The organism is Azospirillum sp. TSH64, from assembly GCF_003116035.1.
In the GTDB taxonomy this organism is placed as follows: domain Bacteria; phylum Pseudomonadota; class Alphaproteobacteria; order Azospirillales; family Azospirillaceae; genus Azospirillum.
This window is the reverse complement of sequence record NZ_LGQW01000015.1, coordinates 6518676-6535210: the sequence shown is the minus strand read 5'-3', so window position 1 is coordinate 6535210 and position 16535 is coordinate 6518676. Positions and strand designations below refer to the sequence as shown.

The 16535-nt window shown below is 68.6% G+C and carries 16 protein-coding genes; 9 read left to right on the top strand and 7 right to left on the bottom strand.

The window, feature by feature from the left end:
• Nucleotides 1-33: 33 nt before the first annotated feature.
• On the top strand, nucleotides 34-600 hold the full coding sequence (locus TSH64_RS30885; protein ID WP_109450923.1) for a cupin domain-containing protein: 567 nt from the start codon (nucleotides 34-36) through the stop codon (nucleotides 598-600).
• Nucleotides 601-645: 45 nt separating this feature from the next.
• Here the strand turns inward: TSH64_RS30885 and TSH64_RS30880 are convergent, their stop codons facing one another.
• Both TSH64_RS30880 and TSH64_RS30875 read right to left on the bottom strand, forming a co-directional pair.
• Nucleotides 646-1476: an ABC transporter permease gene (locus TSH64_RS30880; protein ID WP_199237703.1), complete on the bottom strand. Its 831-nt coding sequence runs from the start codon at nucleotides 1474-1476 to the stop codon at nucleotides 646-648.
• On the bottom strand, nucleotides 1473-2723 hold the full coding sequence (locus tag TSH64_RS30875) for an ABC transporter permease (RefSeq protein WP_109450921.1): 1251 nt from the start codon (nucleotides 2721-2723) through the stop codon (nucleotides 1473-1475). The genes TSH64_RS30880 and TSH64_RS30875 overlap by 4 nt, the downstream gene beginning before the upstream one ends.
• Before the next feature lie 667 nt (nucleotides 2724-3390).
• Here TSH64_RS30875 and TSH64_RS30865 point away from each other — a divergent pair.
• From TSH64_RS30865 to TSH64_RS30830, 7 genes are all read left to right on the top strand, one after another.
• Nucleotides 3391-4524 carry an FAD-dependent oxidoreductase gene (locus TSH64_RS30865; RefSeq protein WP_109450917.1) on the top strand — a complete coding sequence of 378 codons (1134 nt, stop codon included), beginning with the start codon at nucleotides 3391-3393 and terminating at the stop codon, nucleotides 4522-4524.
• A complete protein-coding gene (locus TSH64_RS30860) occupies nucleotides 4505-4819 on the top strand; it encodes a (2Fe-2S)-binding protein (RefSeq protein WP_109450915.1) in 315 nt (104 codons plus the stop codon). The genes TSH64_RS30865 and TSH64_RS30860 overlap by 20 nt, the downstream gene beginning before the upstream one ends.
• Entirely contained in the window at nucleotides 4816-6273 is a 1458-nt protein-coding gene (locus TSH64_RS30855; RefSeq protein WP_109450913.1) for an NAD(P)/FAD-dependent oxidoreductase, read from the top strand. Before TSH64_RS30860 ends, TSH64_RS30855 begins: the two co-directional genes overlap by 4 nt.
• Nucleotides 6274-6286: 13 nt before the next feature.
• The gene (locus tag TSH64_RS30850) at nucleotides 6287-7414 is read left to right on the top strand and encodes an FAD-binding oxidoreductase (RefSeq protein ID WP_109450911.1); all 1128 of its coding nucleotides are present in this window, start codon (nucleotides 6287-6289) and stop codon (nucleotides 7412-7414) included.
• A gap of 19 nt (nucleotides 7415-7433) precedes the next feature.
• Nucleotides 7434-7781 carry a RidA family protein gene (locus TSH64_RS30845; protein WP_109450909.1) on the top strand — a complete coding sequence of 116 codons (348 nt, stop codon included), beginning with the start codon at nucleotides 7434-7436 and terminating at the stop codon, nucleotides 7779-7781.
• Between the two features lie 135 nt (nucleotides 7782-7916).
• Nucleotides 7917-8681: a transporter substrate-binding domain-containing protein gene (locus tag TSH64_RS30835; protein WP_109450906.1), complete on the top strand. Its 765-nt coding sequence runs from the start codon at nucleotides 7917-7919 to the stop codon at nucleotides 8679-8681.
• Nucleotides 8682-8714: 33 nt separating this feature from the next.
• Nucleotides 8715-9062 (top strand): RidA family protein, encoded by a 348-nt coding sequence (locus tag TSH64_RS30830; RefSeq protein ID WP_098736858.1) that lies wholly within the window; start codon nucleotides 8715-8717, stop codon nucleotides 9060-9062.
• Nucleotides 9063-9102: 40 nt separating this feature from the next.
• On the opposite strand, the gene TSH64_RS30825 is transcribed toward TSH64_RS30830, so the two are convergent.
• From TSH64_RS30825 to TSH64_RS30805, 5 genes are all read right to left on the bottom strand, one after another.
• Complete coding sequence (locus TSH64_RS30825; RefSeq protein WP_109450904.1) at nucleotides 9103-10404, bottom strand: four-carbon acid sugar kinase family protein; 1302 nt, start codon at nucleotides 10402-10404, stop codon at nucleotides 9103-9105.
• A gap of 5 nt (nucleotides 10405-10409) precedes the next feature.
• Entirely contained in the window at nucleotides 10410-11690 is a 1281-nt protein-coding gene (locus TSH64_RS30820; protein WP_109450903.1) for a ribulose-bisphosphate carboxylase large subunit family protein, read from the bottom strand.
• A 12-nt stretch (nucleotides 11691-11702) separates the two neighbouring features.
• Complete coding sequence (locus TSH64_RS30815; RefSeq protein WP_109450902.1) at nucleotides 11703-12242, bottom strand: VOC family protein; 540 nt, start codon at nucleotides 12240-12242, stop codon at nucleotides 11703-11705.
• Nucleotides 12243-12312: 70 nt separating this feature from the next.
• Nucleotides 12313-14211, bottom strand: coding sequence for a TRAP transporter large permease subunit (locus tag TSH64_RS30810; protein ID WP_199237702.1), 1899 nt, complete (start codon nucleotides 14209-14211; stop codon nucleotides 12313-12315).
• Nucleotides 14212-14260: 49 nt separating this feature from the next.
• Nucleotides 14261-15301 carry a TRAP transporter substrate-binding protein gene (locus TSH64_RS30805; protein WP_109450900.1) on the bottom strand — a complete coding sequence of 347 codons (1041 nt, stop codon included), beginning with the start codon at nucleotides 15299-15301 and terminating at the stop codon, nucleotides 14261-14263.
• 142 nt (nucleotides 15302-15443) lie between these two features.
• Here TSH64_RS30805 and TSH64_RS30800 point away from each other — a divergent pair, with 142 nt between their 5' ends.
• Complete coding sequence (locus tag TSH64_RS30800) at nucleotides 15444-16532, top strand: LacI family DNA-binding transcriptional regulator (protein ID WP_109450899.1); 1089 nt, start codon at nucleotides 15444-15446, stop codon at nucleotides 16530-16532.
• The last annotated feature ends 3 nt before the right edge of the window (nucleotides 16533-16535 follow it).

The window sequence follows — 16535 nt, the reverse complement described above, 5'->3', positions numbered from 1 at the left end:
TGCCTAGAGCGGGTGAGGAGCAGGAGTCCGGTGATGGAATTCGATGTCGGCGCCAGGTTGAAGCAGATCCGCGAACAGCATGGGCTGTCCCAGCGGGCGCTCGCCCAGCGAGCCGGAGTGACCAACGGCACGATCTCGCTGATCGAGCAGAACCGCAGCAGCCCGTCGGTGTCGTCGCTGCGCAAGGTGCTTCAGGGCATCCCGATGACCCTGGCCGAATTCTTCTCCTCCGACGATCTGCCGCCACCCGAGCAGATCTTCTTCAAGGGCGGCGAGCTGATCGAACTGGCCGGCGAGCTGAAGGGCACGGTCGGCCAGGTTTCCTTCCGTCAGGTCGGCGACCTGCGCAGCCGCAACCTGCAAATCCTTCACGAACGCTACGCCCCCGGTGCCGACACCGGCCGCACCATGCTGCAACACGAGTCCGAAGAGGGCGGCATCGTCATCAAGGGCCAGATCGAGCTGACGGTGGGTGACCGCAAACAGCTTCTCGGCCCCGGCGACGCCTATTTCTTCGACAGCCGCGTGCCGCACCGCTTCCGCAACGTCGGCGACATCGAGTGCGAACTGATCAGCGCCTGCACCCCGCCCTATCTGTGAGCGGGATCGGGGAAGAGTACATTCTCCTCCCCGTCATCGACTCCCCTACTCCGCGTTCCCCTTCAGCCGCTCGTTGCGCCGGCGCAGGATTTCCAGCGTCGACAGCATGCAGACCGAGATCACCGTCAGCACCACCGCCACCGCGGTGATGGTGGGGCTGATGTTCTCGCGGATGCCGCTGAACATCTCACGCGGCAGCGTGCGCTGCTCCGGCCCGGCGAGGAACAGCACCGTCACCACCTCGTCGAAGCTGGTGGCGAAGGCGAACAGGGCGCCCGACGCCAGGCCCGGCAGGATCAGCGGCAGGATCACCTTGCGGAAGGTCAGCAGCGGCGGCGCCCCCAGCGAGGCGGCGGCCTTCGCCAAGGTCATGTCGAAGCTCTGCAAGGTCGCCGACACGGTGATGACGACGAAGGGGGTCGCCAGCGCGGTGTGGACCAGGATCAGGCCGAGATAGTTGCCGGTCAGCCCCAGCGGCGCGAAGAAGAAATAGACGCCGACCGCGGTGATGACGACCGGGACCACCATCGGCGACAGCACGATGGCCAGCACCAGCGGCTTCCACTTGCTCTTCCACTGGGCCAGCCCCAGCGAGGCCAGCGTGCCCAGCGCCATCGACAGCATGGACGACGCCACGCCGATGATGACGCTGTTCTTCAGCGCGTTCATCCAGCGCGCGGATCCGAGGAAATCCTCGTACCAGCGCAGCGACAGGCCGGGCAGCGGATAGGTCAGGTAGGTGCTGGAGCTGAATGAGAGCGGCACGATCGCCAGGATCGGCGCCATCAGGAAGATGAACACCAGCGTCGAGGCGACGATTGTCGCGATCCAGGCGAAACGCTGGCTGGCGATCTGGGGGGAATGGTTCGCGCTCAATTCTTCAGACCTCCCGTCGTCTGGCGGCCGAGCGCCAGCTTGCCGTAGACAACCGCCAGCACCAGCGTGGAGAGCAGCAGAACCGCACCCAGCGCCGAGGCGAGGCCCCAGTTGACCGTTTCCGTGGTGTAGAAGGCGATGAAGGACGAAATCATCTGGTCGGCCGCCCCGCCGACCAGTGCCGGCGTGATGTAGTAGCCGATGGCCAGGATGAAGACGAGCAGGCAGCCGGCGCCGATGCCCGGAATGGTCTGCGGCAGGTAGATGCGCATGAAGGCGGTCGCCGGCGGCGCGCCGAGCGAGGCGGCGGCCCGCATGTAGGCCGGCGAGATGCCGCGCATGACGCTGTAGAGCGGCAGGATCATGAAGGGCAGCAGCACATGGGTCATCGCCATGTAGACGCCGAAGCGGTTGTAGATCAGCCGCATCGGCTCGTCGATCACGCCCAGCCATTGCAGCGAGCCGTTGACGATTCCCTCGCTCTGCAGGATCACGATCCAGGCGCAGGTGCGTACCAGGAGCGAGGTCCAGAAGGGCAGCAGCACGAAAATCATCAGCAGGTTCGACCGGCCGGTCGGCAGGTTCGCCAGCAGATAGGCGACCGGGAATCCCAGGATCAGGCAGAGCGCGGTGACGCCGAAGCCGATGGTGAAGGTGCGTATGAAGACGTCGCGGTAGATCGCCTGATCCGGCGGGGCGGCCACGATGGCGCCGTCGGTGTTGCGGGTCAGGTCGACCGCGGCCAGCAGGTAATAGCTGGTGACAGGGCCGCTGGCGCTCTTGATCGCCGTCCAGCTTTCGCGCTCGCCCCAGGCGGGCGAGAGGCCGATCAGCGTCTCCTTCGCGGTGCCGGGAGCGGGCTGCTCCTTCAGCTTGCGCGCGGTGGACAGCAGCGTCGTGCGGTAGCCGTTGACGATGTAGTTCAGCCGCTTGGCCGCGACGGCCAGCGTTCCGGCCTCGCGCGCGGTGCGCATGTCGGCGGCGAGCGCGGCGAAGGCGGCCTCGTCGGGCAGGCCCTGGCCGTTCCAATGCTCCAGCGCCGCGACGGTCTGCGGCATCACCTGCGGCACCTCCCAGTCGTCCGCGGACTTCCAGATCATGCCGGCGAGAGGCACGACGAAGGTGAACAGCAGGAAGGCCAGCAGCGGCAGCACCAGACCCAGCGCACGGAACTGCCGGGCCCGCTCGGCCCGTTTCAATCGACGCTTCAACGGCACGTCGGCGCCGGCAACGAATGCGGCTGTCATCGGCATTGTCCTGTTGGAAAGACGCAGGTGCATAGAGCCCCAAAAAGCCGGGACCATCCCCTCTCCCTCCCGGGGAGAGGGTTAGGGTGAGGGGGACGCATGGCGTCCGGTCACCGAAGGGCGGGAAATAGTCCGCCAAAAAAACTTAAGCGGGGGAGGCGCTTATCGGCCCGACGCGTGCCGCTGTGCATCCCCCTCACCCCGACCCTCTCCCCGCTTTCGGCGGACCAAAGGTCCGCCTGTCGCGTCAGCGCAAACGAAGTTTGCGCGTGAGCGGGGGGGAGAGGGAGATGCCCAGGATGACCGCCTCCCTCCCAAAACCAACCACCCACCGCCGAATCATAACATTCAGTCATGAAACACCCCTTCGATCTGATTTGACAGTTATAGGTTGGCTGCCGATGCTGTCGCAAGGATCACGGGAACTTGGGGGCACCGTCGGGGAGCATAGGACAGACTCCCGCGGTGCTCCGGCAAAGAAAACCCTGCAGTTTGCAATACATCCATGTGTAACGCCGGCAGATCCGGCGCGACCTCAAAGATTTACGGCGTATCGTCAAATATTCGACACTGTATGCGGGTGCCGGATGGGGCGATGCGCGCCACACGATAAATGCGGCGGCCGATGCGCACGGGAAACGGTGCGGCGGCGGCGGGAGTGGAGACGATGACGCAGCCCAGTCGGGGCGGAGAATACGACGTCGCCGTGATCGGCGGCGGGCTGGTCGGATCGGCGCTGGCCTGGGGTCTCGCCCGTGCCGGCCAGACGGTCGCCATGCTGGACGAGGGCGACATCGCCGTGCGGCCGTCGCGCGGCAACTTCGCCCTGGTCTGGGTGCAGGGCAAGGGCCTTGGCATGCCGGAATATGCCGGCTGGACCAAGAAGTCCTCCGACGACTGGAGCGGCTTCGCCGACCTGCTGCGCGAACAGACCGGGCTGGACGTCGCCTACCGCCGTCCCGGCGGCTTCATGCCGATGCTGTCGGAAGAGGATTTGCAGGCCCGCGCCAACACCATGATGCGGCTGCACAACCAGCCCGACATGATCCGTTACCCCTACGAGGTGATGGACCGCGAGACGCTGCGCAAGGAACTGCCCTTCATCGGGCCCGACGTGGTCGGCGGCACCTATTGCCCGCTGGACGGCCACTGCAACTCGCTGCGCCTCCTGCGCACCCTGCACAAGGGCATCGGCCTGCTGGGCGTCGATTACCGTCCCAACCACCGGGTCGAGCGCATCGAGCATCGCGACGGCGGCTTCCGCATGACCACCGCAGGCGGAGAAGTCCGCGCCGGCAAGATCGTGCTGGCCGCCGGCCATGACAGCGCCCGGCTGGCGCCGATGGTCGGGCTGTCGGCACCCGTCCGCCCGCAGCGCGGCCATGTCATCGTCACCGAGAAGACCGCCCCCTTCCTGCATCACCCCACTGTCTATGTCCGCCAGACCGACGAGGGCGGGGTGATGATCGGCGACAGCTTCGAGGAGGTCGGCTTCGACACGACGCTGCAACCCGGCATTTCCTCGGCCATCGCAGAGCGCGCCATCCGCTTCTTCCCGCTGCTGGGCAAGCTGAACGTGGTGCGGAGCTGGGCTGCGCTGCGCGTGCTGACGCCGGACGGCTTCCCGATCTACGAGGAATCGAAGACGGCGCCCGGCGCCTTCGTCGCCACCTGCCACAGCGGCGTCACCCTTGCCGCCAACCATGCGCTGACGCTGGCGCCGCTGATCGCGGCCGGCGGCCTCGGCGACAACTTCACGCCCTTCAGCGCCCGGAGGTTCCATGTTCCGCAGGCTGCCTGAGATCGAAACCGCCCTCAACGCAGCAGGGCACACGGTTTCCTTCACCATCGACGGCCGTCCGGCCAGCGCGCGGGCCGGCGACAGCGTCACCGCCGCCCTGCTGGCGAACGGCGTCACCGCCTGCCGCACCACCCCGGTCAGCGGTGCGGCGCGCGGTCCCTACTGCATGATGGGCGTCTGCTTCGACTGCCTCGTCACCATCGACGGCACCGGCAACCGCCAGGGCTGTCAGGTGCGCGTGGCCCCCGGCATGGCGGTGGAAACCCAGAACGGCAAGCGCGAGGTCGAGCGATGAGCGCCCCCAAGTTTGACTTCGACATCGCCGTCGTCGGCTCCGGCCCGGCAGGCCTCGCCGCCGCGGCGCTGGCCGCGTCGAAGGGCGCGTCGGTCGTCCTGCTCGACGAGCAGGCGGAACCGGGCGGCCAGATCTACCGCGCCGTCACCGAAACGCCGGTGCGCGACCGCAAGGTGCTCGGCCCCGACTATTGGCATGGCGCCGAGCTGCTGGGGCCGCTGCGCGACAGCGGCGCCGCCCACTGGCCCGGCACAATCGTGTGGAGCGTCGCCCGTCCCCGTGAGGACGCGGGCGACGGGCACCGCCCGATCCAGATCGGCCTGTCGCGCAACGGCGCCGCATCCATGCTGACCGTCCGCCACGTCATCCTGGCGACCGGCGCCCTGGAGCGGCCCTTCCCGATCCCCGGCTGGACCCTGCCGGGCGTGCTGGGTGCCGGTGCGGCGCAGGTGCTGCTGAAGACCTCCGGCCTCGTGCCGTCGGGCGCCACGGTGATGGCGGGCAGCGGCCCGCTGCTCTGGCTGCTGGCTTGGCAGTATCTCCAGGCCGGCGTCCGCATCGACGCCATCCTCGACACCACACCGAAGGAGAACTGGCGCGCCGCCCTGCCGCTGCTGCCGGGATTCCTGCGCTCGCCTTACCTCGGCAAGGGCATGAAGCTGATGCTGGAGGTCCGGCGCAAGCTGACCGTCATCGGCAACGTCACCGCCTTGCGCGCCGAAGGTGCCATCGGCGGGGACAGCGCCTTGAAGAGCGTCGTCTACACCCGCAACGGCACCGAGCACCGGCTGCCCGCCGACACGCTGCTGCTGCATCACGGCGTCGTCCCCAACCTGAACCTCGCCAACGCCACCGGCTGCGCCCAGCGCTGGGACGAGCAGCAGCGCTGCTGGCGCCCGACCACCGACGAATGGGGCGCCACCTCGGTCGAGGGCGTGTCGCTGGCCGGTGACGGCGCCGGCATCGGCGGCGCCCGCGCGGCGGAGGAGGCCGGCCGGCTGGCCGCCCTCGACGCCCTGCACCGGCTCGGCCGCATCGGGCGCGAGCAGCGCGACCAGCTGGCGGTTCCCCATCGCGCAGCACTCGACCGCGCGCTGACCGGCCGCGCCTTCCTCGACACGCTCTACACCCCGGCGGAAGCCTTCCGCGCACCGGCCGACGACACCATCGTCTGCCGCTGCGAAGAGATCACCGCCGGTGCGGTGCGCGAGGCGGTGCGGCTCGGCTGTTCCGGTCCCAACCAGGCCAAGAGCTTCCTGCGCTGCGGCATGGGCCCCTGCCAAGGCCGGCTCTGCGGCCCGACCGTGACCGAGGTCATCGCGGCGGAGCGCGGCGTCTCCCCGGCGGAGGTCGGCTATTACCGGCTGCGCCCGCCGGTGAAGCCGATCACGCTGGCCGAGCTGGCGGCACTGCCGAAGACCGACGCCGACATCGACGCCGTGTTCAAGCACTGACCGGAGGCGCCCGATGACCGCGACCGCCTCCTTCAAGCCCGACGTCATCGTCATCGGCGGCGGCCTGCACGGCTGCTCCGCCGCGCTGCAGCTGTCGATGCGCGGCGTCCGCGTGCTGGTGCTGGAGAAGGACCATGTCGCCCGCCACGCCTCCGGCGTCAATGCGGGCGGCGTGCGCCAGCTCGGCCGCCATGTCGCCGAGGTGCCGCTGTCCGTCGCCTCGATGGCGCTGTGGCACCGCATCCGGGATCTGGTGGACGACGATTGCGGCTTCGAAAGCCACGGTCAGATCAAGGTGGCGGAGAGCGAGGCGGAGCTGGCGACCTCGCACGCCCGCGTCGCCGAACTGAACGCGCTGGGCTTCACCCACGAGGAGGTGGTCGGCCGGGACGAGCTGCGGTCGCTGGTGCCGGCCATCGCCGACCATTGCGTCGGCGCTCTGGTGTCGCGCGGCGACGGGGCGGCGATCCCCTTCCGCACCACCTTCGCCTTCCGCCGCAAGGCCATGGCACTCGGCGCCCGCTTCCAGGAGGGCGGGGCGGTGATGCGGCTGGTTCGCAAGAACAACCTGTGGACCGTCGAGACCGCCGACGGCGGGCGGTTCGAGGCGCCGGTGGTGGTGAACGCCGCCGGTGCCTGGGCCGACCGCATCGCCGCGCAGGTGGGGGAGCCGGTGCCCTTGGAGGTCATCGCCCCCATGCTGATGATCACCGCCCGCGTCGCTCCCTTCATCAAGCCGGTGGTGGGGGCGACCGGCCGCACCCTGTCCTTCAAGCAGTTCCCCAACGGCACCGTGCTGATCGGCGGCGGGCTGCTCGGCCGGGCTGTGCGCGACGAGAACCGGACGGAGCTGGACTTCTCGCAGGTGTCGGTCAACGCCCGCACGGTGTGGGACCTGTTCCCGTGCATGCGCGGCGCCACCATCGTCCGCTCCTGGGCGGGGATCGAGGCGCGGATGCCGGATCAGATCCCGGTGATCGGCCCCAGCGGCACCGAGCCGGACCTCTACCATTCCTTCGGTTTCTCCGCGCACGGCTTCCAGCTTGGCCCTATTGTCGGGCGCATCACCGCCGACCTGATCACGGGCGGGTCCACCGACCTGCCCATCGCCCCTTTCAGCATCGGCCGCTTCGCCGCCTGACCCTTTGGAGCATCGCCCCGTGACGATCCAGCGTTTCCACCTGACCCCGCGCCTCTGCGACATGGTCATCCACAAGGACACCGTCTATCTCGCCGGCCAGATCGTCGATGACGGCTCGACCACGGTCGAGGCGCAGACCCGCGACGTGCTGCGCCAGATCGACTCCCTGCTGGCCCAGGCCGGCACGTCGAAGAGCAACCTCCTGACCGCCACGGTCTATCTCGCCGACATCGCCACCTTCCCCGAGATGAACGCCGCCTGGGACGCCTGGGTCGACAAGGCCAACCCGCCCGCCCGCGCGACGGTCGAGGCCCGGCTTGCCGACCCGTCGATCCTGGTCGAGATCGTGGTCGTCGCGGGGCTTTAACACGGAGTGTGATCGGTTCAAGCGGAATCGCTTGAAGCGTGAATCACACGGAAAACCAAAAGCTAAGAGTCCGTCCGGTGCTTCTGTAAGCACCGGACGGACTCTGAACCACCTTCGCCATTTCCGGAGCCTGCCATGAAGCGCCTCGTCACGGGCGTTGCCGCCCTCCTCTTGCTTGCGTCCGGCGGTGCCGCCGCCGCGCAGGAGATCCGCATCGCCACCGAGGGCGCCTATCCGCCCTTCAACTTCACCCAGCCCGACGGCAAGGTGGCGGGGCTGGAGGTCGATCTCGCCAATGCGCTGTGCGAGCGGATGAAGCGTCCCTGCACCGTCGTGGCGCAGGAGTGGGACGGCATCATTCCGGGCCTGCTGGCGAAGAAGTACGACGCCATCATGGCGACGATGAACATCACGCCGGAGCGGGCGAAGGCCATCGGCTTCTCCACCCCCTACATGGTGGTGCCGGCCTATTTCGTGGCGCCGGCCAAGTCGACGATCGACGGCTCGCCGGCCAGCCTGCGCGGCAAGACCATCGGCGCCCAGGTCTCCACCACCCATTCCCGCTATGTCGAGAAGCATCTCGGCAGCGACGCGACGCTGAAGACCTACGACACCGCGTCGAACCTGCTGGCCGACCTGAAGGCCGGGCGGCTCGATGCCGCCATCACCACCGGCGCCACCGCGTCCGACTGGGTGAAGGGCGATGGCGGCAAGTCGGTCAAGCTGGTCGGCCAGCCGGTGATCGACGCCGAGGTGTTCGGCCCCGGCATCGGCGTCGGGCTGCGCAAGGAGGACACTGGCCTGAAGCAGTCCTTCGACGAGGCGATCCGCGCGGTCGTGCAGGACGGCACGCTGGCGCGCATCGCCGCCCGCTACGTCGATTTCTCCATCACCCCCTGAGTTCTTCTTAAAAAAACCAAGGAGCAGTTCCCCGTGATCAAGCGCATCGAGAAGACCAAGATCATGCACCGCGTCGTCGTCAACAACGGCACGGCCTATCTCGGCGGCATCATCGCCGACGACGTCAGCGTCGGCATGGGCGGCCAGGTCACGCAGATCTGCGGCAAGCTCGACCAGGTGCTGGCGCTGGCCGGCAGCGACAAGACCAAGCTGCTGTCCGCCCAGCTGTTCATCACGAACATGGGCCTGAAGGACGAGATGAACGACGCGTGGCTGTCCTGGCTGGACGGCAACGACCTGCCGGCCCGCGCCACCATCGGCGTCGCCGATCTCGGCAAGCCGGAAATCCTGATCGAAGTGGTCGTCACCGCCGCGGTCTGATCGCGACCGCAGAAGGCCCTCTCCCCTCGGGGAGAGGGCCTCACCCCAGCAGCCGCTCGAACAGATCCTCGCCGCCCATCTGCCCGCCCTTCAGCATCAGCTCCAGCCCGTCGACCGCCGGGTCGTCGGCATGGGTGCGGCTGACGGTGACCCCCGGCGCCAGCGTGCAGCGGTAGGACAAGCCCCAGCACCCCAGCGCCCGCACCGCGAGGCTGGAGGTGTCGCCGCCGGCAATGCCGACCCGGCGCAGAGCCACCCGCCGCAGCACCGCCGCGACGAACTCCGCCGTCGCCGCCGCGACCCGCCCGGCCTGGGCGGTGTCCGCCGTCCCGGCTTCCGCCGGCGCCGTCCACACCAGCGTGTGGCGCCCGGCCGCCAGCGAGGCCGCCACCTCGCCCAACAGCGTCTCCGCATAGCCGGGGTCGCCGCACAGCGACGCCGCATCGGCCTGGATGCGCGTGTAGGACGCCGCCGCCTCGATCTGCCGCCGCGTCACCGGCGACAGGCTGCCCGCCATCAGGAACACCGGCCTGTCCGCCGCGGCCAGCGGCACCTCTTCCGTCACTGAAGCGTCGGACCCGACGTTCCAATGCGCGACCAGCGCCTGCGCCACGCTGCTCGGGCCCACCGCCAGCAGGGGCTCGCTCACCGCCCGCTGCCAGATCAGCCGCCCGACGACCGCCAGATCCTCGGCCCGCGCCACGTCCAGCAGCAGCGCCGACGGCCCCTCCGCCAAAAGCCGCTCCAGCCGCCCATCCAGTCCATCGCCATCCAGCCCGTAATCCGGAAAATGCAGCGCCGCCATCCCCCACAGCCCCTGCGCGGCGAGATGCCGGCGCAGGTCGGCCTCCGCCATCGGGGTGACGGGGTGGACGCTCATCGTCGGGTGGCGGTCGATGCGATGCACCACCCCGCCGGTGCCCGCCGCCGCGAACAGGGTGCTGAACAGGCAATAGCGCCCGATGTTCGGCTGCCCGCCCACCACCGGCCGGAAGCGGTTGGGGAAATGCGGGGCCAGCGTCCGCACCGCCTCGCCGATGCTGCCGACATGGGCTGCGCTGTCGAAGGTGGAGCAGCATTTGTAATGCATCACCGCCACGCCGAGTGCTGCGAAGAAGCGGCCGACCGGCTCCAGCTCCGCCCGCATGGCGTCCGGCGCCATGCTCCGCGCCGCCCCGGCGATCCCCACCGCATCGAGCGGCCCGGCTTCCCCCAACCGGGCGACGTCCGGCACGTCGAGGAACAGAAGCGCCCGCTGCCCTGCCTTCGCCAAGGCGGCCAGCGTGTCGGTCGCCCCGGTGAAGTCGTCGCCGTACCAGCCCAGTCGGGGAGTCGCCGCCATCGTCCTCAGCCCTTCTTTCCGAAGAAGTCGAGCGACCGCCGCAGCTCCGGCTGCCCCGCCGCCGCGTCATCCAGCGTGCGCCCGGCCCGCACGGCATCCCAGGCCTGCCGGATGCTCCGCACGCCGGCCGCCGGCCCGTCGGGATGGGCCATGATGCCGCCGCCGGACATGAACATCAGATCGGCGGTCCCCACCGCCTCCCAGGTGACCGGCACCGTGCCGGCCCATTGCCCGGAGGAGAAGGCCGGCATCACGGCGTCGGAACCGTCCGCCGCATCCGCCGCCAGCGGCGCCAGACAGGCCCGCGCCCCCTCGATCACCTCTTCGTCGGGCTGGGCGAACTTGCCGTTCAGCCCATGAACATGCATGTGGTCCACCCCCGTCAGCCGCCACAGCGCCTGATAGGCGTCGAAACCGATGCCGAGCAGCGGATGGCGCGACAGCGCGCCAAAGCCGTTGCGGTGGCCATGCAGCGCCAGCCCGCTGTGCCGGCGCAAGGTCTGCACCGCCGAATAGCCGCACCAGTTCAGGCTGACCATGATGCAGGACCCGCCCTCGCGCTCCACCAGATCGGCGTGGCGGCGCATGGCGTCGGTCTCGTCGGTGATGTTGAAGGCGACCATCACATGCTTGCCGGTGCGGTCCTGGTGACGGCGCACCCGGTCCATCACCGCCGGGATGCGCTGGGCCAGCGGCGCATGGGCCGGATCGGCGCAGATCTCGTCATCCTTGATGAAGTCCAGCCCGGCGGCGCACAGCGTGCCGACCAGCTCGCCGGTCTCTTCGGCCGACAGCCCGACATTCGGCTTGATGATGGAGCCGACCAGCGGCCCGTCCGCCACCCCGGTCAGCCGCCTTGTGCCGGCGACGCCGTGGCGCGGCAGGTCGAACTGCGCGCGGTAGGCCTGCGGCAGGCGCAAGCTCTCCAGCCGCAGCCCCGTCACCTCGCCCAGATCATAGAGGTTGCCGGCGACCGTTGCCGCCAGCGTCGGCAGATTGGCGCCGATGTTGGCGGTCGGGAAGGAGATGGTGACGCGCGCCCGCTGCCAGGGTCCTGGATTGCGCTGCCGCTCCAGCCAGGTGTTGGGCAGGGCAGGGGTCTCGGCGACGTCCAGCTTCTCCACCGATTCGACGATGGCGCGGGCACGGGCCCGCAGATCGTCGGTCTCGCCATGGACGCGGGTGAAGGTGCCGCAGGACTGCTCCCCCGCCATCACCTCGGCCACCTTGGCCGGGGCGAGGGGGGTTTCGATCAGATATGTCGCTTCGATGCGGTCGGCGTGCATGTCGGCCGCCCCTTACAGCTTGCTCAGGTCCGGGAAGGGCCGCACCGGGTCGCTGCCGTCCCAGCCCATCGACGCCTCGCGGATCAGGTCGAACATCTTGCCCTTCGGCCCGGCGACCTCCGACAGCTCGATCACCGTGCCGGGATGGTATTCGGTGTCGAAATAGATGAAGCGGCCCTTCTCGCCGACCTCGCCGCTCATCACCGGCTTGAAGCCCTGCGACAGCAGGCGCTCCAGATCGGCATCGTAATCCTCGGTCCAGTAGGCGACATGCTGCAAACCGGTGTTCCCGGCCTGGAGGAAGTCGCGGTACATCGACGGCGCGTCGTTGCGGGTCTGGATCAGCTCCATCTGCAACGGGCCGGAGTTGGCCAGCGCCACCGAATTGTGAACCTCGTAGGATGCGCCGCGGTAGCTGTAGTTCCGGATCGGAACCCGCTCGTTGTAGAACCACGGCCCGATGCCGAGCGTGCGGCTCCAGTAATCCATGGCGGCTTCGATATCGCGCACGACGTAGCCAGCCTGACGGATCTGGCCGAAGAATCGGCTCATTGAGGGAACTCCGATAAGAGGGAATTTTAAGGAGGCCGGGCGCCCGCCTTTCAGCGGGCGTTGAAACGGATCAGCGGGCCAGGAAGCCGGTCGAAATCCAGGGAATGGCGGCGACGATCACAAGCCCGACCAGCAGCGCGCCGACATAGCCCCAGATGTGCTTCAGGCCGTCGTCGGGATTGACCTTGCTGATGGCGCAGGCGCCGTAATAGCCGACGCCGAAGGGCGGGGCGAACAGGCCGATGCCCATGGCGAAGATGACGACCATCGCATAGTGGACCTCATGCACCCCGGCCGCACGGGCGATGGGGAACAGCAGCGGTCCGAACAGCACGATGGCGGGGATGCCCTCCAGCACGCTGCCCAGGATGATGAAGGCGACGATGGAGATGGCGAGGAAGCCGTAGGCGCCGCCGGGGATGCCGGCCATGAAGCGCGCGAGGTCGGACGAGAAGCCGGACTGGGTCAGGCCCCAGGCCATCGAGGTGGCGCAGCCGACGATGAAGATGATGGCCCCGGTCAGCGACGCCGTCTCGATCAGCATCGGCTTCAGGCGGCGCCAGTCGAACTGGCGGTAGATCAGCAGCCCGACCACGGTGGAATAGGCGATGCCGATGGTCGACACCTCGGTCGCCGTCGCGATGCCCTCGACCACCGCGGCGCGGATGACGAAGGGCAGGGCGATGGCGGGCAGGGCCACCATGGCCAGCCGGGCGATCTCGCGCCCTGCGGTGCGCTCGACGTGGCTCAGATCCTCGTTGCGGTAGCGCCGCCAGACCACGAAGCACAGGCAGGCGCCCAGCACCACGCCCGGCAGCATGCCGCCGGTGAACAGCGCCGCGATGGACACGCCGGTGACGGACCCGATGGTGATCAGCACGATGCTGGGCGGAATGGTCTCGGTCTGCGCGCCGGTCGCGGACAAGAGCGCCACCAGATCGCCCGGAGGGGCGCCGCGCTTCTTCATCTCCGGGAACAGCACCGGGGCGATGGCCGCCATGTCGGCGATCTTCGATCCGGAGATGCCCGACACCAGATACATGGCGCCGATCAGCACATAGGACAGGCCGCCGCGCACATGGCCGAGCAGGCTGGCGAGGAACTGGATCATGGCGCGGGCCATGCCGGTCATCTCGATCAGCAAGCCTAAGAAGACGAACAGCGGCACCGCCAGCAGGATCAGGTGGCTCATCCCCTCGTCCAGCCGGCCGACCATCACCAGCAGCGGCGTCGAGGTGGTCAGCGCCAGATAGGAGAAGGTGGCGAGCGCGAAGGAGAAGGCGATGGGCACCCCGGCGAAGACGTTGGCGGCGACCAGCCCGACGAAGAAGATGATGAGGTTCAGCTGCCCCAGCGGCTTCAGCATCGGCCCGGCGACCCAGAAGCCGGCAACGATGGCGCCGGTCACCAGCGCCGCCGCCAGCACCGTCAGGGGCTTGGCGACGCGCAGCAGGCGGAACAGCGCCGCCACCAGCATCAGCCCCAGCCCGACCGGCAGGGCGGACGCCCGCCACGCGTTGGAGATCTCCATCGCCGGGGTGGTGATGAACTGCTCCTCCATCGCGTAATCGACGGCGTGGTAGAGCACCAGCGTCAGGAAGGCGATGGGGGCGGTGATGGCGATGCATTCCAAAAGGCTGCGCGCCTGCGGGCCGACGCGGCTGACCAGACCGGTCATCCGCATATGCTCGCCCCGGCGCAGCGCCACCACCGCACCCAGCATCGACAGCCACAGGAACAGGATGGAGGCCAGCTCGTCCGACCACACCAGCGGGGTGTGGAACAGATAGCGGGCGGTGACGCCGGCCAGCAGGACGACGATCTCGACCAGAACCAGAAGGCCCGCCACGACCTCGACCCCGACGGACAGGCCGTGGTCGATCCTGCGCAGCAGCGAGGCGCCGCCGCCGGCACCCAGAGTGCCGGGAGGCTCGGCAAAGCCGTGGACCGGCTCGGACATGTGGGACATGGCGGGATGTTCCTTCATGGAAGAGGACCTGAATGGACTGCTGCGACGGTCAGGCGAGCTTGCCGACCGCCTCTTCCAGCAGGCCCCAGGCCTCGTCGCCGAAGCGGCCCTTCCATTCGCCGTAGAAACCGGCGTCGCGCAGCTTGGCGCGGAAGCTGTCGGGCGAGGGCTGGTTGAAGGTCAGCCCCTTCGATTCCAGATCGGCCTTGACCGACTGGTTCAGCGCCTTGATGTCGCCGCGCTGCGCCACGCCGGCGTCGTTGATGGCGTTGGCGACGATGGTCTGCATGTCCGCCGGCAGGCCCTTCCAGGCGCGGCCGTTGGCGATGAACCAGAAGCCGTCCCAGATGTGGTTCGACAGCGAGCAGAACTTCTGCACCTCGTACAGCTTGGCGACCTGGATGATCGGCAGCGGGTTCTCCTGCGCGTCGACGATCCGGGTCTGCAGCGACGAATAGACCTCGCTGAACTGCAGGCTGGCCGGGGCGGCGCCCAGCCCCTTGAACATGGCGATGCTGAGCGGGCTGACCGGAACGCGGATCTTCAGCCCGTTCATGTCGGCGGCCGAAGTGATCGCCTTGTCGCCGCTGGTCATCTGGCGGAAGCCGTTGTCCCACATCTTGTCGAAGGCATAGAGCCCGACCTTGGAGATGGCGTTGCGGACGTGGGCGCCCAGCTTGCCGTCCATCGCCTTCCACACCTGATCGTAGTCGGAGAAGGCGAAGCCGACCGCGTTGATCGCGGCGACCGGCACCAGCGTGGCGATCACCAGCGCCGACGGCGTGAAGAAGGTCAGGCCGCCGCTGCGCACCTGGGACAGCATGTCGGTGTCGCCGCCGAGCTGGTTGTTCGGGAAGATCTTGATCTCGACCTTGCCGTTCGACTCCTTGGCGATGCGCTCCGCCGCCTGCTGGGCGCGGACGTTCAGCGGATGGCTCAGCGGCAGGTTGTTGCCGTACTTCAGCTCGAACTCGGCGGCGCGCGCGATGTGCGGCATGCCGATCACGGCGCCGGCGGCCCCGATCGCCGGAATGGCGGCGGGGGTGGCGGCGATGGCCTTCAGCATCGTGCGGCGGCTCAGACTGGTCATTTCAAACCTCCCATGGATTACCGGCCGACGTTGCTGTTTCCGGCCTTGCGTTTCTGATGTGATCTGATGTCAATTGATGATTGTTGGAGGGACGGTATGTCCATCGCCGACAAGTGTCAAACATCGAAATTGATGGTTTTTGATGGTTTCAGTGAAGGACGATCCGGAAATTGCCGCCGGACCCCGCGGGCTGCCGCGGGTGGTCGACATCGCGCAGGCGGCGGGCGTCTCCACCGCCACGGTGGACCGCGTGCTGAACAACCGGCCGGGGGTGCGCGCCGCCACGGTGCAGCGGGTGCTGAAGGCGGCGGCGGAGTTGGATTATCTGCCCGACGGCGACCTCCATGCCGCGGCGGGGCAGAAGCCGATGCGGCTGTCCTTCCTGCTGCCCGCCGGCAACAACCGCTTCCTGACCGGGCTGGGCGAGATGATCCGCCGTGCCGACTCCATGCTCGCCCCGCACGGGGTGAAGGCGCAGGTGGAGTTCATCCGGAGCTTCAATCCGGACCTGCTGGCGCGCAGCCTGTTCCAGCACGGCCGCCGCGCCGACGGCGTCGCCTTCATGGCGCTGGAGCATCCGGCGGTGCGCGAGGCGGTGGACGCGCTGGCCGACCGCAACGTGCCGAGCGTGACGCTGATTTCCGACATCCTGAACTGCCGGCGCGCCGGCTATGTCGGGCTGGACAACCGCGCGGCCGGCCGCACCGCCGGCTACCTGATCGCACGCTTTTTGAAACACCGCCCGGCCAAGGTGGCGATGATCGCCGGCAGCCTCAGCTACCGCGCCCACGAGGACCGCGAGATGGGCTTCCTCCATGTCCTGAAGGAGATCGCCCCCGACATCGAGGTGGTTGGCCTGCGCGAAGGCCATGACGACGAGGGGAAGAGCTACCGCCAGACCCGCATGCTGCTGGGCCTGCATCCCGACCTTGCCGGGGTCTATAATATCGGCGGCGGGGCGGAGGGGGTGGCCCGCGCGCTGAAGGAGACGCGGCGGGAACGCGAGATGGTCTTCATCGGCCACGGCCTGACGACGGAGACGCGCGGCCTGCTGATCGACGGGGCGCTGGACGCAGTGATCACCCAGGATCCGCGCAACACCCTGTCGGCCTGCGTCGGCATCTTCACCAACCTGCGCGCGGGCCGCCCGGCGATGCAGGGGGTGGAAACGCCGCGGGCGGAAGTGATCTTCCGCGAAAACCTGCCGAAGAACATGCTGCCGGATGAATGACAA